15 protein-coding genes and 1 pseudogene are annotated in these 23,771 nt (G+C 71.1%); 8 read left to right on the forward strand and 8 right to left on the reverse strand.

What is annotated here, in order from left to right; translation table 11 throughout:
- Positions 1-191 precede the first annotated feature (191 nt).
- Positions 192-3,128, reverse strand: coding sequence for a Kelch repeat-containing protein (locus WME89_RS43215; protein ID WP_438005417.1), 2,937 nt, complete (start codon positions 3,126-3,128; stop codon positions 192-194).
- Positions 3,129-3,249: 121 nt separating this feature from the next.
- Positions 3,250-3,903 (reverse strand): TetR/AcrR family transcriptional regulator, encoded by a 654-nt coding sequence (locus WME89_RS43220; protein WP_438005418.1) that lies wholly within the window; start codon positions 3,901-3,903, stop codon positions 3,250-3,252.
- 214 nt (positions 3,904-4,117) lie between these two features.
- Between WME89_RS43220 and WME89_RS43225 the strand changes: the two genes are divergently transcribed.
- The 6 genes from WME89_RS43225 (at position 4,118) to WME89_RS43250 (ending at position 10,460) form a co-directional block, all read left to right on the forward strand.
- The gene (locus tag WME89_RS43225) at positions 4,118-4,726 is read left to right on the forward strand and encodes an ABC transporter permease (RefSeq protein ID WP_438005419.1); all 609 of its coding nucleotides are present in this window, start codon (positions 4,118-4,120) and stop codon (positions 4,724-4,726) included.
- Positions 4,727-4,866: 140 nt separating this feature from the next.
- Positions 4,867-6,147 carry a peptidoglycan-binding protein gene (locus WME89_RS43230; protein WP_438005420.1) on the forward strand — a complete coding sequence of 427 codons (1,281 nt, stop codon included), beginning with the start codon at positions 4,867-4,869 and terminating at the stop codon, positions 6,145-6,147.
- Positions 6,144-7,691 (forward strand): hypothetical protein, encoded by a 1,548-nt coding sequence (locus WME89_RS43235; protein ID WP_438005421.1) that lies wholly within the window; start codon positions 6,144-6,146, stop codon positions 7,689-7,691. Before WME89_RS43230 ends, WME89_RS43235 begins: the two co-directional genes overlap by 4 nt.
- Positions 7,692-7,704: 13 nt before the next feature.
- Complete coding sequence (locus tag WME89_RS43240) at positions 7,705-8,307, forward strand: hypothetical protein (RefSeq protein WP_438005422.1); 603 nt, start codon at positions 7,705-7,707, stop codon at positions 8,305-8,307.
- A gap of 150 nt (positions 8,308-8,457) precedes the next feature.
- Positions 8,458-8,892: an STAS/SEC14 domain-containing protein gene (locus tag WME89_RS43245; RefSeq protein WP_438005423.1), complete on the forward strand. Its 435-nt coding sequence runs from the start codon at positions 8,458-8,460 to the stop codon at positions 8,890-8,892.
- A 326-nt stretch (positions 8,893-9,218) separates the two neighbouring features.
- Positions 9,219-10,460, forward strand: coding sequence for a hypothetical protein (locus WME89_RS43250; protein WP_438005424.1), 1,242 nt, complete (start codon positions 9,219-9,221; stop codon positions 10,458-10,460).
- On the opposite strand, the pseudogene WME89_RS43255 reads toward WME89_RS43250, so the two are convergent.
- Positions 10,374-10,781 (reverse strand): annotated as a pseudogene (locus tag WME89_RS43255) (ATP-binding protein); the annotation flags it as partial. The gene WME89_RS43250 and the pseudogene WME89_RS43255 overlap by 87 nt on opposite strands.
- Before the next feature lie 975 nt (positions 10,782-11,756).
- On the opposite strand from WME89_RS43255, the gene WME89_RS43260 reads away from it, so the two are divergent.
- The gene (locus WME89_RS43260) at positions 11,757-13,028 is read left to right on the forward strand and encodes an SPRY domain-containing protein (RefSeq protein ID WP_438005425.1); all 1,272 of its coding nucleotides are present in this window, start codon (positions 11,757-11,759) and stop codon (positions 13,026-13,028) included.
- Between the two features lie 191 nt (positions 13,029-13,219).
- Positions 13,220-15,877 carry a CHASE domain-containing protein gene (locus WME89_RS43265; protein WP_438005426.1) on the forward strand — a complete coding sequence of 886 codons (2,658 nt, stop codon included), beginning with the start codon at positions 13,220-13,222 and terminating at the stop codon, positions 15,875-15,877.
- Positions 15,878-15,937: 60 nt separating this feature from the next.
- Here the strand turns inward: WME89_RS43265 and WME89_RS43270 are convergent, their stop codons facing one another.
- From WME89_RS43270 to WME89_RS43290, 5 genes are all read right to left on the reverse strand, one after another.
- Positions 15,938-17,434 carry a hypothetical protein gene (locus tag WME89_RS43270; RefSeq protein WP_438005427.1) on the reverse strand — a complete coding sequence of 499 codons (1,497 nt, stop codon included), beginning with the start codon at positions 17,432-17,434 and terminating at the stop codon, positions 15,938-15,940.
- Between the two features lie 308 nt (positions 17,435-17,742).
- A complete protein-coding gene (locus tag WME89_RS43275; RefSeq protein ID WP_438005428.1) occupies positions 17,743-18,612 on the reverse strand; it encodes a cyanophycinase in 870 nt (289 codons plus the stop codon).
- Positions 18,587-19,741, reverse strand: a complete 1,155-nt coding sequence (gene iadA, locus WME89_RS43280) for a beta-aspartyl-peptidase (protein WP_438005429.1) — start codon at positions 19,739-19,741, stop codon at positions 18,587-18,589. Before iadA ends, WME89_RS43275 begins: the two co-directional genes overlap by 26 nt.
- Positions 19,741-22,425: a cyanophycin synthetase gene (cphA, locus tag WME89_RS43285; RefSeq protein ID WP_438005430.1), complete on the reverse strand. Its 2,685-nt coding sequence runs from the start codon at positions 22,423-22,425 to the stop codon at positions 19,741-19,743. The genes iadA and cphA overlap by 1 nt, the downstream gene beginning before the upstream one ends.
- 24 nt (positions 22,426-22,449) lie before the next feature.
- Positions 22,450-23,226, reverse strand: a complete 777-nt coding sequence (locus tag WME89_RS43290) for a cyanophycinase (protein WP_438005431.1) — start codon at positions 23,224-23,226, stop codon at positions 22,450-22,452.
- Positions 23,227-23,771 lie beyond the last annotated feature (545 nt).

The following is a 23,771-nucleotide window of genomic DNA, read 5'->3' on the forward strand; positions in this document are numbered from 1 at the left end:
CCTTCGCGTCAACCTGTCCACACCACGCTGGATGTGCCGCGCTGGATGTGTCCCGCGCTCGGCGCTGCGGTCCTGCCGCCCGCTGTGCTTGCCCGGGCGATCGGTAAGCGGGGACGTGCGCTTCGGGCCCGGCAGCGACGATGGTTCCAGGCTGGGAGAGGGCGCTGCCCGGTTGTATCGTCTTCTGCGTTTCAGCGCCTGCGGCGGCGCGCCAAGAGGGCGCCCAGGGCCACGAGGGCAGCGAAGCCGCGCCCGCTGTTCTCCGCGGATCTGCTGGCGGCGCTGCAGCCGCCATCCGGCTCTTCGCCGCCGCCGGTGCCGCTCACGCCACCCATACCGCCCTGACCGCCGGTGCCGCTCACGCCACCCATACCGCCCTGACCGCCGGTGCCGCTCACGCCACCCATACCGCCCTGACCGCCGGTGCCGCTCACGCCACCCATACCGCCCTGACCGCCGGTGCCGCTCACGCCACCCATACCGCCCTGACCGCCGGTGCCGGCCACGCCGCCGGTGCCGCCGCCGGCCTCGCCCACTCCGCCCGCGCCCCCCATTCCACCGTCGCCGCCTCCTCCGCTTCCGCCGGAGCCGCTGGCGCCGCCCATTCCACCGGAGCCACCGGCGCCGCCGCTTCCGCCGCTGCCCTCCGGGGTGACGCCGCCCTCGTAAATCTCCGCGCTCCCATGCGCCTCGGGGTCGCCGTCTCCGGACGAGCAACCTGCCAGCAACCCCCCGAAGACAAGGACGCGATTGCCTTCGAGCAGCACGGACGACGGCGCGTCGCGTAGCCTGCTCATGTTCGGCACCGTCGACCAGCCATTCGTCACGGGGTTGTACACCGCGGCGCTGCGGAGGGTGCACTCGCTGCCGCCCGTCCATTCCTTGCCGCCCGCGATGAGCACCATTCCGTTCCCGAGCAGCGTGGCCGTGTGACGTCGGCGCGCGACGTCCAGCGGCCCGGTCACGGTCCAGTCGTTCGTCGCCGGCTCGTACACCTGCGCGTGCGGGACGTTCGGCGCGCCCGTGACCAGCACCCGACCATCGCCGAGCAGCACCGCCGTGAAATCGGCGGGCGGCACGAGCAACGCCTGCGTGGGCGTCCACGTATTCGTGGCCGGGTCATACCGATCGGCGCCGTCGCCGCTCACCACGAGCACGCTGCCGTCGAGCAGCCTCGTCGCCTCGTGCCCGGAATGCGCGAAGGTCAGCGTCCCGGCCGGGGAGAAGGTCCCCGTGGCCGGGTCGTAGAGCTCCGCCGTCGCCGGGTTGCCCGCGCCGCCGCTCACCAGCACCTTCCCGTCGTGCAAGAGGACCGCCGAATGCCGCGAGCGCGAGGCGCCGAGCGAGCCCGTCGCAGACCAGGATCTCGTCGTCGGATCGTAAAGCTCGGCGACCGCCGTCCCGCCGCCCACGACGAGGATACGATCGTCGGGGAGCCGCAAGAGAGCGACGCTCGGGTCGTGGTGCGCGACCATGGCGCCAGTCAGCGTCCATGTATCGCTCGCCGGATCGTAGGCCTCGGCCGTCGACGGAGAATCGCCGCCCACGACGAGGATCTCGCCTGTCGAGACCAGGATCGACGCCGGCTTGCGGCGCGCGTGCGAGAGCGGCGCGACGTCGCTCCAGGCGTTCGTCGCCGGATCGTAGAGGTTCGCGGACAGGGTATCGTTCCAGTCGTTGTCGTACCCGCCGGCCACGAGCACGCGGCCATCGGCGAGCTCGGCCCACGCGCCTTCGTGCCGCGGCACGGGCATGCTCCCGGCCGGCGTCCACGCGGGCCCGCAGCCGACAGGCGCATCCCCGACGCAAGCGCCCGCCTGGCAGACGCCGTTCGCCGTGCAGCCGTCGGGGCTGCCACAAACGGCGCCGCTCAGCGGCGTGCAGGTGCCATTCGCCAACGCGCCCGCGGTCACCGCGCACGCGTCACACGAGCCCGCGTCACACGCTGTATCGCAGCAGACCCCGTCGACGCAGAAGCCGCTCGCGCATTCGCCCGCGAAGAGGCAAGCAGCGCCCGGCGCCGCGAGGGTGAGCCTCTCGACGCTCGCGCTCCCGCCGCCGGCCACGAGCACCCGCCCGTCTGCGAGCGCCGTGGCGGTGTGGCCGCTCCGGTCCGTGTTCAGGTACTTGCCGAGCGACCACCTCCCGCTCGCCGGATCGTAGACCTCGGTGAGCGCGCTGCCGCCGGCGACAAGCACCCGGCCATCGGCGAGCGGCGTGGCGGTGTGCCTGTAGTGGGCGACGTTCATCGGCGTCGCGCTCGTCCAGGTGTTGCTCACCGGATCGTAGAGCGCCGCGCCGCGGTTCGTGGAGGTGAACCCCTCCCCGCCGTAATCGGTGTAGCCGCCGGCGACGAGCACCTTGCCATCCCCCAGGAGCGTCGCTGTGTGCCCTTCCCGGTTCTGGATCGAGCCCGCGGCGGTCCACGCGCCCGCGCTCGGATCGTAGCGCTCCGCGCTGCCGATGGGGTCGCCGGAGGGGCCCACCCCGGCCACGACGAGGACCTTGCCGTCCGGCAACAGCGCGGCCGTGTGGGAGGAGCGCGCCTGCGCCATCGACCCCGCGGCGGTCCACGTATCCGCGACGGGATCGTAGATCTCGCTCGAGCTCATCACCCACTCCTCGAACTCACCGGCGGCCACGAGGATCCGGCCATCGGGCAGGAGCGTCGCGGTGTGGCGCTCGCGCGGCGTGAGGAGCGGCGCGGCGAGCGTCCATGTCTCCGTGGCGGGGTCGTAGATCTCGACGGCGTCGGTCGCGCCGCCGGCCACGACGACCCTGCCGTCCGGAAGCAGCGTCGCTGTATGGCCCGTGTGCGGCGTGCTCATCGACGCGACGAGCGTCCATGTCGTCGTGGCGGGGTCGTACACCTCGGCCGTGGCGCTCGCTCCGCCGGCCACGAGGACCTTCCCGTCGAGCAGACGTGTCGCCGTGTGCCTGCTCCGGGCGACGTTCATCGGCGGCGCCACGTCCCAGCGTGGCGCCGTGAGCGCGGCGGCAGCCGCCCCGATGCCGTGCTCCTTTGCGCGGCTTCGTGGGGCATCGGCGCCATTGCATCCGAGCGCCGCGGCGAGCGGCGCGGCGAGCAGGGCGGGGGCGAGGCGGTGCAAGAGTGAGGCTGAACGCACGCTAGACGATAGCGGCCTCAGCGACTTGGCTGTCAAGACGAAGCGACCGCCGCGGCGGACAGGGACCCGTGGAGTTTCCGTCCGTATCCAGGTGTGACGCTCACGTCTGCCGGCGCACGGCTCAGGTGTCGAGGCGCGCAAGTGCGGTGATGATGCGTTCGGCGGTGTCGGCGGGCCAGGGAAAGACGCGGCTGACGGCACGTTGGTGTGCGAAGCCGTGCAGGCCGAGCCACAGCGCGATCGCGTCGGCGACCGGGTCGGCGCTGGTGGAGCACCCGGCGGCGACGCAGCCGCCGAGCGCGTCGATGAGGATTTGCATGGCTTCCTTGCCGAGCGTGGTCAGGTCCCGCTCCGTCACGGAACTGTCTCCCAGGGTGGGCTTCCAGAGGCCACCGAACATGGTGCGGTAGCGCTCCGGGTGGCTCAGGGAGAACTCCAGATAGGCGTTGCAGACGGCGTACAGCCGCTTCCGTGGATCGTCGCTCGTCTCTTCCACGGCGCAGCGCAGCCTGCTCTCCAGCTCGGCGAAGGCCTGCTGCACGACGGCCAGCATGATGGCCGGCTGGTCGGGGAAGTGGGGGTAGATCGAGGGGGCGGCGATCCCGACCCGGCGGGCCACCGATCGCAGCGTGATGGCGCGTTCGTCGCCCGCCTCGTCCAGCAGCTCGACCGCCGCGGCCACGATGTCGGCGCGCAGGCGGGCGCCCTCTCCGCGGCGGTTGCGGCCGCGGACCGGTTTCGGTGCGGCCGACGCCGCCGTTCCGCTGTCTCCCATGGTGTCACCTTACAACCAGAAACTTACCGGCGTTAGCCCTCGCAAACTGAAGAAAACGTAATAAAAATTACATTATTTTCGTTACCCGCATCAATTGACAAGCGTTAGGTGACGGTCATAAGGTTACGTTCGTAAGGTGACGGCGATGGCGTCTCCTACTCCCTTTCAACACCCCATCGATCTCGGCTCGCACCCTAGACCCGGAGGTTCCCCCATGTTCACCGCCACCACCGACGCTTTCACCACGCATCCCTCGGGCGAGGTCGATAACCGCGCGACCTACATCAGCTTCGGACTTGCCTACGTTCTCGGCCACGGCGCCGCCGCGATCTCCAAGGGAGCCAGCCCCCTGCTCGCCTTGCCCGGCTGGCTTCCCATGACGCTCCTGGGAGCGGGGCTCGCGGTCGGCACCGTCTACGCCACCATCGCCGCCACGCGCGCCCAGCGCGGCGCGAGCGAGTCCGACGCCCTGTCCGGCAAGTTGCTCGGCGCTTCCTGGGTCAGCGCCTTCACCGCGCTGTTCCTCGCCATCACCGGCCTGGCGTACACCCTCGACATGCCCGACCTGCAGTCGATGCTCTGGCCTACCGGCTCCGGCCTCGTCGTCGGCCTGATCTACCTCGGCGAAGGCGCCGTCCGCCGCAACCTGCTGCACTACGGCCTCGGCACCTGGCTCGCCTTGGTCTCCACCGCAGCGCTCTTCCTCGGCACTCCCGGCCTCTTCTGGGTCCTCGCCATCGCCGGCGGCGGCGGCTACGCCGTCGCCACGGTCCTCGAGCCCCGTCGCCTTACCGCGCGCGCCGTGCGCGCCGAACAGCCGTGATCATGCCACCTGCCTCGACGCGATCACACCACCACCCGGTGCATCCCGGAGGGGCTCCCTCGGGCGACAGGAGCTCTCGCCTTGACAACCCCGGTCCGCTCACGATGTAGTGGCGGCCTCGGAGGTGCTGAACACGCGTCATGGCCGAAGACGACGAGGCAAAGCGCGTGGCGGTCTCGACCGGAAAGGCACATCGCTTCATCTTCAGCCCGAAGACCGAGTGCAGCGAGCTGTCGGGCCCGCACTTCGATTTCGATCGCACCTTCATTCGCCCCGGCGGGATGGACGCCCTCGGTTCCATCGCCGAGACGGTCAGGGCCAAGCCCGGCAAACAGGCGGCGATCTTCGGCCACACCGACACGGTCGGCGACGAGACCTACAACAAGAAGCTCTCCGAGCAGCGCGCCCGCCTGGCCTACGCGGCGCTCACCCACGACCCGGAGCCATGGGAGGAGCGTCATGCAGCCGAGCACTGGGGCACCTCGGCGATCCAGGTGATGCTCAACGCCGTCCACCCTCCCGAGGACAGGAACCCTCGGCTCGTCGAGGACGGCGTGCTCGGCCCCAGGACCAGGGCCGCGATCGAGCGCTTCCAGGAGCGCTCCGGCCTCGGGGTCGACGGCAACGCCAGCCCCGACACCCGCAAGGCGCTCTTCAAGGCCTATTTCCAGCGCTCGATCCCCGAGCCCATCGACGCGGCGCAGGTCCTCGACGTCGGCGGCTCGAAGTTCATGGGCTGCGGCGAGTACAACCCCTTCACCCAGGGCGTCGCCGACGACGCCAGCCGCCGCGTGGTCGTCATCCTCTTCAGCCCCGCGACCAGGCCGAGCGGCCTCCCGTGCCGCCTCGGTGACGTGGGGCCATGCAAGGGCAACCTCCGCGGCAAGGACGCGCCCCCGCCGCCGGGCGACAAGACCCCTCATTTCCGCTGCCAGGTCTATCGCGGCATCGCCGAGCGCTGCCCCTGCGGCCCCGGCGTCGAGCTCCAGCCGTTCGAGCTCCAGATCCATGACGAGCTGTACCAGCCGTCCGGCGACATCGAGTATCGCCTCACCCTGCCCTCTCAGGCGCGGGTTCATGGCAGGACCGACGCGAAGGGCTGGATCAAGAACGCGGTGCCCAAGGGCCGGCAGCTGATCGCGGTGACCTACACGCCCGAGGGGAGCGACCACGAGATCACCTTGCGCGTGCTCGTCACCGACGCCGACCCGAGCTCGGACGAGGCCATGCTCTGCCACCTGCGCAACTTCGGTTTCACCCACGACGACGACAGCGATCGCGGCGCGATCCTGCGCTTCCAGGCGGCGAAGGGCCTCGAGCGCTCGGGGGAGCTCGACGGTCCGACGCGCGACGCGATCCGGGGGATCATCGAGGGAGGGGACGACTCCATGCACGAGAGCCTGCGGGAGGAGATGGCATGAGCGTCGTCAAGGCGGCCCCCCGCTTCTTCTATTACGCCATGGCCGACGGCACCTCGGCCGTCGACAGCGAGGCGTTCGGCAAGCTCCTCGACGCCAAGGGGGGCGCCACGGGCTGGCGCAACCTCCTCGACCTGCTCGACCAGGACCCGGCCGAGCCCGGGCGCCTCGTCGATCCCAGGCACGACTTCCTGCCCATCTACAAGCTGAAGCGCTCCGGCCCCCTCGCCGCGAAGGACCCGAAGGGCATCGCCTGCATCTGCCCGGGTGGCCTGAACGGGCTCGGCAAGGACGGCATGTGGCAGAACTTCCGCGGCGGCGCGGCCGTGAATTTCCCGGAGCTCAAGGGCACGAGCTGGGAGAACCTCACCGGGCGCCACGCCGGCGCCGAGCTCTCCGCGAAGTTCCTGAGCGAGTTCATGCTCGATCCCGTGGTCGAGGTCGACGGCGCCAAGAAGCAGATCGCGAGCGGCGCGGCGGCCGGCGCCAAGGGCACGCTCTTCCGCGCCAGCCTGCTGTACATGAGCTCTCACGGCTGGCTCGGCGGCTTCGCCCGGGGCGACATGAACCCCGAGCACCCGGCGGCGCTCCCGCACCCGACGGCGGGCATCACCGACGACCCGCGCGAGGCGTACATCCCCATCAGCGCGTATTTCGTCGCCGGAAAGTTCGACGCGGCGGGCCGCGCGTTCAGCGGGCCGGAGTGGATCATCCTCGCCCAGTGCTCGACGCTCAACAACACGACCTGGGCGATGTGGGCGCGCGTCATGGCCCGCAGCGCGCCCCAGGTGCGCGGCATCCTCGGGTACGAGGAGGCCTCGCCCGCGGCGGTCGCGTCGATCTCGATCGCGACCTCGTTCTTCACGCACCTGAAGAACAAGAAGACGTTCTACGAGGCGTGGAAGGCCGCCAACACCGGGCAGAACTGGGCGGCGCTGGTCCACGAGGACGCCATGGACGACACCCTCGAGGGGTGGGCGGCGCGCAAGGCCCTCGGCAAGAAGGACCTGTCGAGTTACCTGGGCTCCGCGTCGAGGGCCCCGAAGCAGGTCAAGGTCGTCGACCCGCCGCCTCCCTACCGCGTGCGGGTCTTTCACACGCTCAGCGCCGCGTACGGCGGCGGCACGTTCGAGATCAGGCCCGACGTGCTCGACAGCACGGACGCCGGGCTGTTCGACGAGAGCGAGTACCGCGTGGAGATCACCCACCTGAGCGGCGGCAAGATCAGCCAGGTGAAGGTGCAGTGGATCCACATCCGCGAGACCTTCCATCAATTCGATCTCAAGGCCATCTTCAGCAGCTCCTCCGCCCTCGGCGCCGGCGCGTCCGTGAGCACCAAGAACCCCAAGGTGCTCGTCGCCGACTTCGCGACCCCCGCGAGCAAGGTCGAGGTCACCTTCACGGCGAGAGACACGAAGGGCCTCCGCGCGAGTGGCCTCGAGGGTCACCACTCCTACCTGTGGCCGCGGGTCCACGTGACCGGCGACGGCCTGGCCGATCAGCAGCACGACGCGAAGGCCCGTGGCCTCGTCTACTACGGAGTCTAGGGGAATGAGGGGAATGAAGACACGCGGCTGGCTCTGCTCGATCGCGACGCTGGTGGCCGCCTGCTCCTCCGGGGACCCAGCTGCGCCGCCGCGCGCGCCCGCGTCGACGACGGCCGTGGCGTCCGCGCCGCCATCCGCGCCGGCCGCGTCGGCGTCCGCGCCCGGCGCGCCGGTGTCCGCCGCCGCGTCGGCGCCCGCGCCTGGCGCGTCGGCGAGCGCGTCCGCCGCATCGGCGAGCGAGACGCCGCCTCCGCCGCCGGTCGTGGAGGTCCACACCTCGGCGATCCGTGAGCGGTTCTCGATCACGGCCTCGGGGGCGGCCACGCGCCGGCGGAGCCTGGGGATCCGGCCGGATGTGGTGGGGCATGGGCAGGTGGCGCCCGGGAGCCTCGAAGGCTTTCACAACGTCCTCCTCGACGTGGGGTTCTGCGGGCTCGCGCCAAAGGTGCGGGAGAGCGCGCCGGGCTACATCGTCATCAAGGCGGCGTTTCCCGACGTGGCGTGCACGGTCGAGCTGCCCGACAAGCAGTGGGACAAGGTCCCGAAGGCGAAGAAGGTCATCGAGGCGGCGCGAAAGCTCGAGGAAGAGGCGTGCGCCAAGGGGTGCTTGCCGTAGGCCGGCGGCTCGACGAGCCCCTCTCCCCAGGCCGCTCCGGGTGTGCCTTCCGCGGTCCATGAACCCAGCCGACCGACGTCGAGCCGGCCGAGGTGCTGAGGCTCACGGGCGCGACGTGATGGGCTGAACCGGCGTCGCGACTCGGCTAGCATGCTCGATGTGAGCGATGTCGGCCTCGAGAACGCGTGCCCCGAGGTTCGTGAGGAGCCCGACGGCATCCTGCGCGTGGAGGTCCACGGCGACCTCACGGACGACCGAGCGCGCGCCGTCGTCGGCGCGATGCGACGCGTGGCGGAGAGCGGCCGCGAGGTCCTGGTGCTCGCCGATACGCGTCACACGGGCGCCATCCCGGCGTCGGCGCGCAAGGTGATGGCGGAGGAGCTGCGCACCGCGCGCCCCGACGCCGTCGCGATCATCGGAGCGGGCTTTTCGCTGCGCGTGGTCGTGGCGCTCCTCGCGAAGGGCGTGCACATGCTCACGGGGCAGCCCTACCCCCAGCAGTTCTTCGGCACGGAGGGCGAGGCGCGCGCGTGGCTGCTCGCGCAGCGAGACGCGCTCCGAGCCAGGCGGCGCCCGGTCCCCTGACGCCCTCTGCCTCGACACAGCGCTTCGATACAATGAAGAAGGCGATGCGCCGCTCCGGTGGCGCCGTCGTCAGATCTGGGACGGGAGCTCGAGTACCTCGATGGTGCGCGTCGGGCGCACGACCTGAGCGGCCTCTGCGGAAGGAGCTCACCTCCCATCCCAGATGCGCCCGCGAGCGCTCGATGCTCCAGGTCGCGCGAGGGTGAAGCAACCGAGTTGGCGGCGAGCGCCGCTTCGTTGGCGAGACGTCGCGTCGAGACCGGGATATCGGCGGAAAAGACGCGGCAGGTGCGAGGGCACAGAGTTTGCCATGATCAGCTTTCACGATGCGACGAGCAATGCCCTTATGTTTTGCATGGATAGCGGTCACGGCTGCGGCGTGCGGCAGCCAGGATCCTTTGGCGGAGCCGGGCCCCGGATCCACGGCGCAGCTGAGCGTGAAGCAAACGCTCTCGCACCCCAACGACGGTATCATTCTGCTGGTGGTTGACGACGCGGACACGGCCGAAGCGGCGGCCCTGCGGGATAAGGCCGCGAGGAGCCTGCGCGCCGGGCTCGATGGGCATCTCGACTACGAGTGGGGATCGTGCGGCAGCGCCGACCCGGCCGAGTGGCACTCGATGAACCTCCGCGTGGTCGTCGTGCGGCCGAGCGCGCCGGATGGCGAGTCGCTCCTCACGCCCCTCGATGAGCCCTCGCTCGCCTGGATCAGCCACACCGCGACGCCCGCGGAGGCGGACGCCCTGACCGAGAGCGTGACGACCGCGCTCGGTCAGCGGCTCGCCGCGCCGGGCGAGGCATACGGCCCGCTCCGCGCGGCGAAGCGCGCCATGGATCTGGTCACCTTCGCGCGGCTCCCCGTCGATGAAGCGGAGAGCGCGCTCGTCGCGTCGTTGCCGACAGACGCTTTCGTGCAGATCCTCATCGCCAGTACACGAGACGACGAGGAGGCCGACGTCTCCGAGCTCACCCCCGACGAGGCCTCCTTGCCGGCCATGACGACGAGCGCCGTGGCCGGGCCGTTCGGCGCGTCGGAGGACGCTTGCTTGGTCTCCGCGCCGGGCTCCACGCGCCTCGAGGCGTGGGCCGACAAGGTGTCGGCGGAGATCGTCAGGTCAACCTGCGAAGACGAGCACATCTGGGGTCTCCTCCTGCACCCCGGCTGGGCCGATTGCGGTTCCGTCTGCATGAGCAAGCCGATCGCGGTGGCGGAGGACGGCCAGGCAAGGTGCCAGATCACGATCGATCAGCCCGATCACGAGGGGTGCGACGCGTCCCGTGGTTGGTTCGACCCGGAAGGCAAGCCGGCCTTCGTGGAGCGCAATGGCACGAAGCTTCGCCGCTGCGAGGTCGCCCAGCTCAGCGGCGACGATCTCGAGCGCTGTCGGCAGTCGCTCGATTGCCCGGAATGCGCGAGCGGGTTTTGCGTGACCGAGGTGCCGGAGCTCGTCGCGCGGGAGGTCTGCTCGGAGGTAGAGCATCTATGGCCGCTCCGCTTCATCGGCGGCGCGCGGAACGGCCTTGACGGCTACATCAACGTCACCTGTGATACGGCGGCCTCCGACTAGAACGAGGAACACAGTGGTTGTATCAGGACAGCGGGCTGCTCGGGCTGCCCTGACCGGCCCTGACGCCGGCGCCGGGCCCGGCGGTTCTTCCGGGGCCCGCGCGTGCGCGCCCTCCAGCTCCACCTCGAGCCCGCCGTGCTCGGAGGGCCGCAAGGTCAGGCGGAAGCCGTGGAGCTCCGCCGCGCGGTAGGCGATGTGCAGCCCGAGCCCCTGGCCTTCCGGCGCGCGCGTGCGCGCCTCGTCGGCGCGAGCGCGTCGCGCGACGAGCTTCGAGAGCGCGGCGGGGTCGATGCCCGGGCCGTCGTCGATCATGCGCAGAGAGAAGCGGTCCGGCGCGACCTTCCCTGCGCTCCGCCGCTCCGCCGTGCATCGAGGGCGCGCACGATCCTAAGCGCACGCCGGGCCCCGACGCGGCCCTGAGCTCCGCGTACGACCCGAAGCCCGCACACATCCAGAACGACGAGTTCGCCGGTGCTTAGGAGTTCCGTAAGAGATCCGGTCCAGGTTCACGAGGTGCGTGAGCCGGAGGGGACGACGCGGGGGGCCTCGCGGCGGATGAGCCGGAGGAACAGCTGCGAGGCCTCCCGGGGTGCCGAGAGCCTCCGGGGAGAATTGAAATTCAAGCCGGAGGCTGTCCGGAACCTCCGGGGAGAATTGAAATTCAAGCCGGAGGCTGTCCGGAACCTCGGGGGAGAATTGAAATTCAAACCAGAGCCTGTCCGGAGGAATGGTCAGTCTTGACCAGCCGACGCTCGGCGACCTCCGGGTTGAATTTCAATTCACCGGGAGGCTCTCGGCGACCCCTTCAGCAGTCTACGTTACAGCCCAGCTGAACCTCATCCACCTGGGACGGCATAGATCGACCCTGGCTCGCCAGCGACCTCGCCCGCCGGGAGCGTCGGTGATGCAGAGGGAACCAAGAGGAAGGGAGATCACTCCTCACGAGGGTGTCGCCATGGACGCCGCGCGCGATGAGGACCTGGCCGCGCGCGATGAGGACCTGCGCTGACGCGGCGCCCGCCGGAGCGCTCGCGGACAGCGGCGTGGACGCCCAGCCACGCTCGGAGGAGGCCAGTGCCGAGCCTGCAAGGCGACCTTCCGGCCGACGAGCAGCATCGCAACGGCAAGCGCGCGGACCGAGCTCTTGCTTTTCAGAGGGCCTGGGGCGAGTCTCGCGTCGAGGGCGCGGCTCTCCAGGGGCCCTATCGTCGTGACGGGGGACGAGACGACCGCTCTGCAACACCCTTCCTCAGGACACTCTCGACGTAGACGTTCACCTCCACTCCGGGAGATCTCATGACCCATCGCTTCCTTTTCTCGCTCGGCCTGCTCGCGGCGCTCCTCGGCAGCGGCTGTCCCGGCGGAGCGAACGGCAACGGCAACACGGGCGGTGGCCCCGAGCAGACGCCGCCAGCGACGGACAAGGATCCTCCGGAGCCGAGCGGCTCGGTGCGCTGCAAGCTCGGCCTCGCGGCCCACGAGGAGGGCGGAGAGGGGGCCGTCGCGCTCTCGAACGACGGCCTCACGGCGAGCGCGTCGGAGATGTCCCAGATCGCCCGCGCCGCGGCCAGCCACGTCGGGGGGCGCTGGTATTACGAGGTCACCGTCGAAAGCCTGCTCGACGGCGTCTGGTGGGCCCAGAACATCGGGGCCTCCGTGGAGGGCGTGATCCACACGGTCGGAGACACCGCGTACATGGGCGCCCTGTACAACACGACTGGCAACATCTCGAGCGGCGGCGACGGGAGCACCCGCATCGGCGGCGGCCGGGGCAGCGCCGTTCAGGCAGCGCCGTTCGCCGCAGGCGACGTCGTCGGCGTGGCCCTCGACCTCGACGCCGGGCGCGTCTACTTCAGCAAGAACGGCGCGTGGCTCGAGGGGATGGATCCCGAGGCGGACGCCGGCGGCGCGGAGATCCTCGTGCTTCCTGGCACGGGCGCGTACTACCCCGTGCTCTATCTCTCCGACGGTGACGTGATGACCGCGAACTTCGGCGCCAGCGAGTTCGCCTCCAGCGCGCCCGAAGGCTTCTTGCCCTTCGCCGAGGAGCTCGAGGCGGACGACGACGGGCGCTGCGTCGACGAGGGCCCCGCCGGGCTCCCCGCGCCGCCAGCGCCGGTGGAGGCCGCCTGCGAGGACTTCACCAGCTACGAGACCGCCGCGGAAGACGCGACGGAGCTCCACATCATCGGCATCCACGAGCGCGGCGAGGGCGGGCCCAAGGCCAGCGTGCACGTCTCCCGCACCTCGAAGATGGTGCTGGCGCTCTCCTCGTATGCGTTCACGCAATGGACCGTGACGGTCGATCCGGGCGCCCAGCTGCAAGGGATCGTGCTCGTGGGCCACGAGCCTTCCCGGGTGAGCGCGCCGGCCGGGATCGCCATCAACACCGTCATCTACAACGAGGATGGCTCCCGGATCGAGGCCGCCTACACGTGGCCGAACGCGCCGGGTGGCATCGACACGCCCGACCTGATCCGCTCTGTCGAAGAGATCACCGGCGTGAGGATGACGTCGTTCGGCGGCTGCCGCGACGGGGACTCGTTCACGGTGGTGGACGATCGATGAGCGTCGAGCAGCCTGTTCAGATTCCGCAGGCGCCGATGTTCGTCGACAGCCTCTACGCGATCGCGACGGGTCCGTCCGCCGAGCAGCGGTCCGCCGCGCGCTGAGCCCGGCGCGACCCCGGGGGCGGAGCGCCCTGCCCCGGCCGCGCGCGGGGTATGCTCGCGGAGCTAATGCCGCGGCGACCCAGGCTGATGCGCACCCTCCGGCGGACGCGGATCGCGTTCCTGGTCCTGCTGCTCGGCCTGACCGCGACGGCGCTGGTGTTCCGCACGATGCGACAGAAGGTCGAGGACGAGACCCGGGCCTATTTCGACGATCACGCCTACAAGGCAACGGACGCCCTCGCCCACCGGTTCCAGACGTACCTGGCGGGGCTGCGGGCCTCGCAGGGGCTCTTCGTCGCGATGCGCGACGTGAGCTACGCGCAGTGGAAGCGCTACGTCGAGACGCTCGACCTGCCGCGCAACTACGCCGGCATCAACGGGGTCGGGTTCGTGCGGTACGTCCCCGCGGACGGGAAGGCCGCCTACGAGGAGGAGGTGCGGCGGACCCACGGGGCGGCCGAGGCGACGTACGCGCGCTTCGAGGTCAAGCCGGCCAGCGATCGCCCGGGGTACTTCGTCCTCGAGTTCCTGGAGCCGCTCGAGAAGAACCGCCAGGCGATCGGCCTGGACCTCGGCTTCGAGCAGGCGCGGCGCGAGGCGCTGGAGACGGCGCGGGACACCGGGCGCGCCGCCGCGAGCGGGCGGATCACCCTCGTGCAAGACGCGGCGAGGACCCCGGGGCTCATGGTGGCGCTGCCCGTCTATCACCGCGACCTCCCGCACGGCACCGTGGAGGAGCGGCGCGCGGCGCTGCTCGGGTACGTGTACGCGCCGTTCCGCGCGATCAGCGTCGTCGAGGAGACGCTTTCCGCGGCCGTCCGGCAGACCTTCGACCTGACGATCACCCACCGCGGCGAGGTGATGTACGGGGGCGAGGACGGCCAGGACGCGCCCGCGGCGCGCTCGCTGTACCGCCGGGACTTCTTCCTCGATATCGCCGGACAGACATGGAAGCTCGCCTTCCGCAGCCGCCCGGGCGTCCACATGGGCTCGGGGCAGCGCCTGCCCGCGATCGTCCTCGCGCTCGGCGCGGTGGTCAGCCTGCTCCTCTTCTGGATCACCTGGTCGCTGGCCTCGTCGCGCGGCCGAGCCGAGGCGCTGGCCACGAGGATGACCGCCCACCTCCGCGAGAGCGAGAACCGCCTCCGCGAGCACACGCAGCTGCTCGAGATCCGCGTCGAGGAGCGCACCGCCGAGCTGAAGGTCGCCAAGGTGGCCGCGGACGCCGCCAAGGAGGCCGCGGACGCCGCCAACCTCGCCAAGAGCGAGTTCCTGGCGAGCATGAGCCACGAGCTGCGGACGCCGCTCAACGGGATCCTCGGCTACGCGCAGATCCTGTCGCGATCGCGGTCGCTCAGCGACAAGGAGGCGCAGGGGATCTCGGTCATCCAGCAGTGCGGGACGCACCTCTTGACGCTCATCAACGACATCCTCGACCTGTCCAAGATCGAGGCGCGCAAGATGGAGCTCTTCCCGAGGGCGCTCCACGTCCAGTCGTTCGTGCAGGGCCTCGTCGAGATCTTCCGGGTGCGCGCCGAGCAGAAGGGGATCGCGTTCACGTACGAGCAGGCGGGCGAGCTGCCCGCCGGCGTCCGGGCGGACGAGAAGCGGCTGCTGCAGGTGCTCCTCAACCTGCTCGGCAACGCGGTGAAGTTCACCGAGGCAGGGCGGGTCGTGTTCCGGGTGCGCGCGCTCGACGGCGAGGCGCGCGCGCTCGACGGCGAGGCGCGCGCGCCGGCGCAGCGCTCGCCCGGGGCCCTGCGGGCGCTCCGGTTCGAGGTCGAGGACACCGGGGTGGGCCTGAGCGCGGCGCAGCGGGAGCGGCTGTTCCTGCCGTTCGAGCAGGTGGGGACCGGCAAGCGGCTCACCGAGGGGACGGGGCTCGGGCTCGCGATCAGCGCGCGGATCGTCGAGCTCATGGGCAGCGCGATCCAGGTGCGGAGCGAGCCCGGGAAGGGCAGCTCGTTCTGGTTCGACGTGCGGCTGCCCGAGGCCGGGGAGTGGGCCAAGGCCTCCACGGTGGTCGCGCGCGGGCGGGTCACGGGCTACGAGGGCCCGCGGAAGAAGATCCTGGTGATCGACGACCACCCCGAGAACCGCGCCGTGCTGGTCGACCTGCTCGCGCCGCTCGGGTTCGAGGTGACGGCGGCCGAGGACGGGCAGGGCGGCCTGGCCCAGGCGGCGGCGTTGGCGCCGGATGTCGTGATCACCGACCTGCTGATGCCGGGGGTGGACGGCATCGAGCTGATGAGGCACCTGCGCGAGGCGCCGGAGCGGCGCGGGCTCGTCATCATCGTCTCGTCGGCGAGCGTCTTCGAGGCGGACCAGCACCGGAGCCTGAGCGCGGGCGGCGACGACTTCCTCGCCAAGCCGGTGCGCGCGGACGAGCTGCTCGACAAGCTGCGGCGGCACCTCGGGATCGCGTGGATCTACGCGCAGGAGAAGGGCGCGGCGAACGAGGCGCCGCCCGCGGGCGCGCCGGAGGCCGAGCCGCCCGCGGGCGGCGTGGACGCGGGGCTCGTCGCGCCGCCGCCGGAGGCGCTCGCGGTCCTGCTCGACCTGGCGAACAAGGGCCGGGTGAAGCCGCTGCTCGAGGAAGCGGCGCGGCTCGCGCAGGCCGACCCGCGGCTCCAGCCGTTCGTCGCGCAGATCCGGCGGCTGGGGGCGGACTTCGAGATCAAGAAGCTGCGGGCGATGCTCCGGAGCTGCGCGGACGCCGCGCGCGGGGTGGACGGAGCGCCGTGATCGGGTCCGACTTCCCGGACCGTCGGCGAAGGCCTCGGCGCGGCATCCCTTCGACCTGGCTCAGCCCGCGGGCACCACCGTGATCTCGCCGGTCGTGTACAGCGCGGAGGTGTCCCAGGCGAGCCCCGGGTCGAGCGCGATGTGGAGGATCACCTCGTCGAACTCCCCCGAGAGCTCGCCGGTCCAGTCGAGCAGCGCGATGGTGTCCCCGAGCTGGAAGGGCGGGACTGTGTCGCCTGCCGTGCCCACCTCCAGGCGGCCGCCGAGGCTCACGTCCCCGTCCACCTGCAAGATGGGCGGGGCGTTCGCGCCGAAGACGAAGTAGAACGCCGAGGCGCTCGGGCCCTGGGCGTAGTCGCCGGCGATGACCACCGAGGGCCTGCCGATCATCAGCTGGCCCGACTGCGTGTTCGCGAGATCGCCCACGAAGCTGCCGAAGCTCAGGTACCCCCCGGCGAAATCGAAGTGGCCCTCCTCCACCTCGATCGTCCCCGCGTTCAACGTGCCATAGGCCTCGATGCGCACCGAGGGCCCGACGTAAGGGGAGTCCGCGAACAGCGGCGCGGTCCGGAGGACACCGCCGATGCCGACGGTGCCATAGCGCTGGACGACGAGCGAGGGAGAGATGGAGTTCGACGCGAGGACCGTCACGTCACCGCTGTTGCGCCATGCCGCGCTCACGTCCCCCACCTGGACGAAGCCCCCGCCGCGGTCCGAGCGGATCTCGGTCTCTTGTGTCTCCAGGGTCCCGAGCGTCCCGACGTGGACCTCGCCGAACCCGAGCTCTCCCCCCACGCGCAGGAGCCCGTCGTTGGTCCAGGTCCCGCCCCAGCCGCTCACGCTCACGTAGCTCCGACCTGAGCCGTCGTCGCCCTCGATCCGGGCGTTCGCGGTGAAGAGCTCGCCCCTGTAGACATCCACCGTGCCGACGCCGCCCCCGCCGATGACGAACTCCCCCGTGGTGATCCACCGCGTCGCCGAGCCCATGACGCGCGCGATGCCCAGGGAGCTCGGGTAGGAGCCGAAATAAACGTTGTTCGAGAAGAAGCTCGCGCCTTGCCTGAGCTCGATGCGGCCGACCCCCCGGCGCGGGAGGAGCGTGGTGCTCCGGCTCGTCAGGGTGGCGTCATACCCCTCGACGAGCACGTTGCCGATACCGTCGATCCGCGCGCCGACGTTCAGGTCGTCGGTGGTCACCTGGGCACCCCTGCGGATGTTGACGAACCCCTCGGCTTCCGCGGCGCCCATGTCGAGAGTCCCGTTGTTGATCCACCGCGTTCCGTACCCGATGACGTCGACAACACCCACGCTGTACGAGGCGTACCCCACGTAAGCGCCGCCGCTGATCAGCCTGCCACGATGGCTGACGACCACCCGGCCCACCTCGTTTTGCTCCGTGCTCACCAGCAGGGTGCTCGCCCCGATCTCCCACGGGTCGCTCGGGCTGCCGGGCGACACGAACCCCTCGACGGTCACGTCCGCGCGGGCCACCCCTGCCGCGCTCAACGACGCTGCCGCGATCAGGACACCCAGAGCATGTCGAAGCTGCTGATTCATGGATCTTGCCTCTCCAGATAGAGCGCCATCGTCGAAAGCCCCGCAGCGGCGAGCCGGCCGCCGTGCCCCTCAGTCGCCGGGACGGCGTCACAGGACGCACCCGGCGAGGACCGCCGCTGGCAGGAAGAGCACGGCGCCCGGCGAGCTCTGCAATGAACGCCGCTACGTCCGACCGTCGCCCGGCCCGTGCATCTCGATCCCGCACTTCCGGATCGGGACAGGTGGGAATAGTGTCCCAACGCCCTGTGCGACGCAATGCGCCCGGACCACGGAGATCAAAATTACGACGCGCCGCAACCTGCCTGACGTCAGTGAGGCTTTCCGCTCATCGGGCGGCCGGTCTCCAGATCGAACGAGTCCCCGGCGCTGAGCACATGGAGCCGCACGTCAAAGAGGCTGAGCACCCGATCCCCCTCCTCTTCGCCGATGTTCGTGTGGCTGAGTTTGCGTCCGTCTACGACGTAGACTGCTCCTGTTCCCAGCGCGCATAGACGTCGATCTGGCTCGATCACGGCGGCCGTGTCCTCGTCGATGCCGACCCCGAGCAAGCGCGGGTTATGGGCGACGGCCCCGAGTAGACGGCCGAGCCTGCCGCGCTGGGCGAAGTGCTGGTCGACGAGGATGTCGCGCACCAGCCCGAGGCCGGGCGCCATGCGGACGGCGCCGCGCACCTTCGCGGACTCCTCGCCCGCCCCGCCCACGAGCATCGTCTCGCTCATCACCGAGGCGCCGGCCGAGGTGCCCGCGATCGTGCCGCCGCGCCGGTATACCGCGCAGATCGCGTCGGCGAGGCGGCTGCCCCCGAGCTTGCTCGTGATCTTGAGCTGATCGCCCCCCGTGAAGAACACGCACCCCGCGCCGTCGAGGATCTCCAGCCAGCGCGCCTCCCTGGCCTGCTCGCGCTGGACGATGTCGAGGTGCCTGACGTCGCCCGCGCCGAGCGCCCGGAAGACCCGCTCGTACTCGTCCCAGAGCTCGCCGGCGACCTCGCTCGCGAGCGTCGCCACGACGACCGGCCGCCCGGCGGCGCGGCTCACCACCTCGCGCAGGATCTCCCGCCCGCCCTCCTTGTCCTCGTGCCCCCCGATCAGCACCAGCGCGCCGCCGGGGCGCTCGGGCGGCGCGCCCCCCGGAGGCTCCCTGTCCGACCGGTCAGCTCCCCCTTTGCTTTCGACCATTCAACTCGACCTTTCGATTGCTCTGCTCGAGGAACCGCTCCGTGACGGCGAGCTGCCCTGCCTTCACCATCCGCCGCCCCCGCGCGATGACCTCGCGGATCTCCAGCGAGCCCCGCTCGAGCACGATGACGTCCGCGTCGTGGCCGGGCCGCAACGCCCCCTTGCGCGGGAGCTTCAGGATCCGCGCCGTGTTCGACGTGACGAGCGGCAGCGCGCGCTCCAGCGGAAAGCCGTGCTCGCGCACGACCTCGCGCAGCTGCTCGAACAGGGTGCGAGGGCTCGGGATCGACGCGTCCGACGAGACCGTCAGCCGGGCGAGGTCGCCGCCCTCGTCGCAGAAGAAGCGCAGCCACCTGCCGAGATCCTCCTCGACCGTGTCGACGTCGACCGTCACCCCCTCCCGCGTGAGCGCGACGGCCTCGCGCATCAGGGCCTCGCTGCGCTCGACGTGCGTCGGGTAGAGCCACCCCGGCTCGACGTCGTGCTCCGCGATGAGCCGGCGCACCGGCTCGAGCCGCCTCGGCCCGTCGCCCACGTGGAGGTGCGTGATCCCCGCCTTGCCGGTGAGGATGCCGCCCACGTAGGCGTCGCTCGCGAGCCGCGCGAGCTCGGCGAGCGACGGCTCGGTGCTGCGGACATCGGAGATCGCCACCTCGCCGGCCCCGATGACCTCGTCGACGAGCAGCATGTCGCGGCGCACCGTGCCCGTCAGGGTGACGGGCGGCACGTCGTAGCCGCCCGAGTACAGGTACGCCGATATCCCCTCTTCCTTGAACGCCTTGGCCTTCGCCAGGAGGCCGGTCATCGTCTTGGTCGTCGTGTCGACGCCGAGGCACCCCACCACCGTGGTGATGCCCGCCGTCACCACCTCGCGCAGCGCGATCTCGGGCGTCTGCGAAGCGAAGCCGCGCTCGCCGCTGCCGCCGAGCAGGTGCTCGTGGGGGTCGAGCAGGCCGGGGATGACCACGCACCCGCGCGCGTCGATCACCTCGACCTCGACCCCCGCGGCGGCCAGCGCGCGGCCGTCGACCGGGCCCACCCTGGCGATCCGGTCGCCGGCCACGAGCACCGGCGCGGCGCCCGCCGGCTCCGGCGCGTAGACCTCCCCGCCCTCGACGAGCAAGAACATCAGACCGCCGCGAGCGCTTCCTCGCGGCGCCGCGCGCGGACCCGGGTGCCGGACCGCAGCTCGGGCACCGCGTTCACCGCGACCGCCCCCATCCGGGTGAGCAGCTCGCCCATCGACCGCGCCTCCTCGGTGAACAGCACGATGACCTCCCCCGGCTCCGCCGTGGCCAGCGCGTGCTCGACCGCCTCGTGCTCGTCCGGGATGACCTGGCAAGGCTGCCCGGGCTTCACCTCCGCCACGACCCGCTGCACGAGGGCCGGGACCTCCCCGGGCGCGCGGCCGCGCCGGTCGCCGTCGTCCTTCACGATGATGCGGTGGAACCCGCCCTCCGCGATCTCGCACGCGCACTCCTCGAGCAGCGCGCTGGAGCGATCGCCGGGCAGGCTCACGATGGCCGTGATCCTCCGCCCCTCCCACTGCGCCGCGAGCGCGCACGTCGCGCGGAAGGCGCCGGGGTTGTGGCCGTAGTCGATCAGCACGTAGCTGTCCTCGAGCTGGTAGAGGTTCACGCGGCCGCGGTTCTTGCCGCACGCGTCGAAGGTCCTGAGCGCGCGCTGGATCACCTCGACCGGCACGCCCTGCGCGCGGCAGGCGGCGATCGCCGCCATCGCGTTGGCCACCTGGAAGAGCGCCGCGCCCGCGAAGGTCGCCGGGATCTCCGCGGCCTCCACGACGTGCCGCTCGGCGGCGCCCTGGAGCTCCACGATGGCGCCGTCCTTCAGGGTGTAGCCCGTCCCGCCCTGGGCGACGTGCGCCTGCAGCACCGGGCTCGACGGGTCGAGCGCGAAGAACACGATGTTCCGCGAGAGCTTCGCCATGCGGCGGTGCTGCGGGACCGCGGCGAGCAGCGGGTCCTCCGCGTTGAGCACGACCGTCCCGCCCTCGCGCACCCGCTCGGCGACAACCATCTTGATCCAGAGGAGGTCCTCGACGCTCTCGATGCCGTCCTGGCCCAGGTGATCCGGCCCGATATTGGTCATGACCGCGACGTCGGACCAGTCGTAGCCGAGCCCCCGCCGGACGATGCCGCCGCGCGCCGTCTCCAGCACCGCGATGTCCACCGTCGGGTCGAACAGGATCGTGCGCGCCGACCCCGGACCTGTCGTGTCGCCCGCCTCGACGCAGTGCCCGCCGACGTAGATCCCCTCGGTCGTGGTCATCCCCACCGTGGCGCCCGTCGCCCCGAGGATGTGCCCCACCATGCGCGTGGTCGTGGTCTTGCCGTTCGTGCCCGTGATCGAGACGATCGGGACGCGCGACGGCGCGCCCGGCGGATACAGCATCTCGACGATGGCGCCGCCCACGTCCCGCGGCTTCCCCTCGCTCGGGTGCTCGTGCATGCGGATGCCCGGGGCGGCGTTCAGCTCGATGATCGCGCCGCGGCCGAGGGGCTTCGCGATGTCCTCGGCCACGAGGTCGATCCCGCAGATGTCGAGATCGATGGCCCGCGCCGCGCGCTCGCACATGCGGGCCGTGTCGGGGTGGATCTCGTCGGTGACGTCGCGCGCGATGCCCCCGGTCGAGAGGTTGACGCTCTCGCGCAGGAAGAACCGCTCGCCGGGCGCCGGCACCTCGTCGAGCGAGCGCCCCTGCTTGGCGAGGCCGGCGCGCACCACGTCGTCGACGACGATCTTCGTCAGCACCCCGTTGTGCCCGCTGGCCCGCAGCGGGTTCCTGTTCTCCAGCTCGATGAGCTCGGCCACGGTGCGCTTGCCGTCGCCGATCACGTGGGCCGGCAGCCGCTCGCTCGCCGCGACGACGCGCCCGTTCACCACGAGCACGCGGTAGTTGCGCCCGCTCACCATCTCCTCGACGAGGACGCGAGTGCGGTGCTGGCGGGCGATCTCGAACGCCTCGCGCACCTGCTCCTCGGTCCGGAGGTTCAGCGACACCCCCTTGCCCTGGTTGCCGTCGAGGGGCTTCACCACGACGGGCGCGCGCAGCTCGCCGAGCGCCCGCGCCGCCTCGCCGGCCGTCCTCACCACGACCCCCTTCGGCGCCGGCAGCCCCGCGCGCTCGAGGAGCTCCTTGGTGAGCTGCTTGTCGCCGGCGACCTCGACGGCGACGGAGCTCGTGGTGCACGAGGTGGTGGCCTGAACGAACCGCCGGTGCTTGCCGTAGCCGAACACGATCAGGCTCTCGTCGTTGAGGCGCGACCAGGGGATACCCCGCTTCTCGGCCGCGTTGACCACGGCCCGCGTGCTCGGCCCGAGCGCCGTCTCCTCGGCCACCTGGGCGGCCTCGGCGACCTTCGCCGCCACGTCGTAGGGCCTGCCCTCGAGCAGGGCCGTGACGAGCTCGAACGCCGCCTCGAGCAGCAGGCGCATCGCGGCCTCGTTCTCGAACTCGACGACGACGTCGTAGACCCCGGGCGCCCCGGCGTAGACCGTCTTGCCGTAGGTCACGCCGATGCCGGCCGGCTCGCTCAGCTGGAGCGCGACGTGCTCGATGATGTGGCCCCAGTACGTGCCTTCCCGGAGCCGCTCGACGAAGCCCCCCGGCTTGCCCCGCGAGCAGTGGTGCTCGCCGAGGCCGGGCAGGACGGCCAGCAGGCGATCGACGAAGTGGGGCACCTCCGCGCTGCTCGTCTCGGCGAGGTCCTCGAGGTCGACGGTCATGCGGAGGACTGGCCAGCTGGCGAACACGTTCGGCCCTTGAAGCGTACGGATGGTGAGGATGCGCATGGGGCTAGCTCGGCTGTGTTGATGTCAGTCTACGACGATGGGTTTTCTCTCGAGCAGGTCGAAGCTCCGGCCGTGAGGGAGCGAGTGCAGGGTGACCCCGCAGAGCGTGATGCAGCCTCCCGGGCCTGTATCCACCGCGTCGTTGAAGGAGGCGCCGCCGGCGTCGACGATGGTGACCGCGCCGCTCCCGATCACGGTGGCGTTGTGTCCCTGGACGACGATGGCGGTGTCCTCGTCGATGCCGACGCCGAGGTAGTGGGGGAACAGGCCCACGACGGAGAGGAGCCGGCCGATGCGGCCGCGCTGGGCGAAGTGCTGGTCGATGATCACGCCGGGCAGGAGCTCGAGGCCCGGGCCGGTGCGCACCGCGCCTGCCCGCGGGGACTTCGTCTCGCCCTCGACGATCATGGTCGACGACATGACCGCCGCGCCGGCGCTCGTGCCCCCGACGACCATCCCCTCCTCGCACCGCCGGTGGAGCATCGTGTCGACCCCGGTGCCGCCGAGGCGGTTCATGATCCGGAGCTGGTCGCCCCCCGTGAAGAAGGTGCCAGTCGCCCGCTCGATCTGCCGCATGGCGGCCTCGTTGAGCGCGTCGTGGCGGGCCGCGATGGTGAGCACGGCGACCTCCGCGGCCCCGAGCTCCTGGAAGAGCCGCTGGTAGAGCTCGCCGGCCACCTCGGGCGTCTCGCTGGCCGAAGGGATGACCACGAGGCAGGCGTCCTGACCGCCCGCGAGCCGCACGAACTCGCGCAGGATGGTGCGCTCGCCCTCCTTGTCCTCGGCACCGCCGATGGCCACCAAGCGCGGAAAGACGGTTCCGGGGACCATTGCTCAGGAGCTCAGCCGCTGTCGTCCTCTGTCCGCCATATCTGTCGCAACCCCCGGGCCAAGCGGCGCCCCTGCTTCGTTTCAGGTTCGTTTCGGGCGAGACGGTCAGACCTGCACCATGGCAAAATGCCACATGGTGTCTGATTGCCTCTCTCTCCTGCGGTCGAGGCTGGCGCTCTGCCTCGAAAGGCAGCTTACAGTGCCCCGGTGCGCGACGCGATCGGCCTGGCCTGGCGGGCTCGGCCGAAGGAAAGGCTCGGTCCGGCCGGTCGGGCGCGCTCGTCAGGAGCGTCGTGAAGCGCTGCACAGGGAAGGGACGCGTGGCGGTCGCCCGCGTGCGGGTGGAGGCAGAGAGATTGAACCACAGAGGCACAGAGGGCACAGAGGGAGAGAGGGATGAAGATTCTCTCCTGTCTCCAGCTCTCTCCGCCCTCTGTGCCTCTGTGCCTCTGTGCCTCTGTGGTTCGATCTGTCTTCACCTTGAATCGCAGCACGCTCGCGACGCGCGGGCCCCT

It is taken from the genome of Sorangium sp. So ce321, from assembly GCF_051530195.1.
Lineage (GTDB): Bacteria > Myxococcota_A > Polyangia > Polyangiales > Polyangiaceae > Sorangium.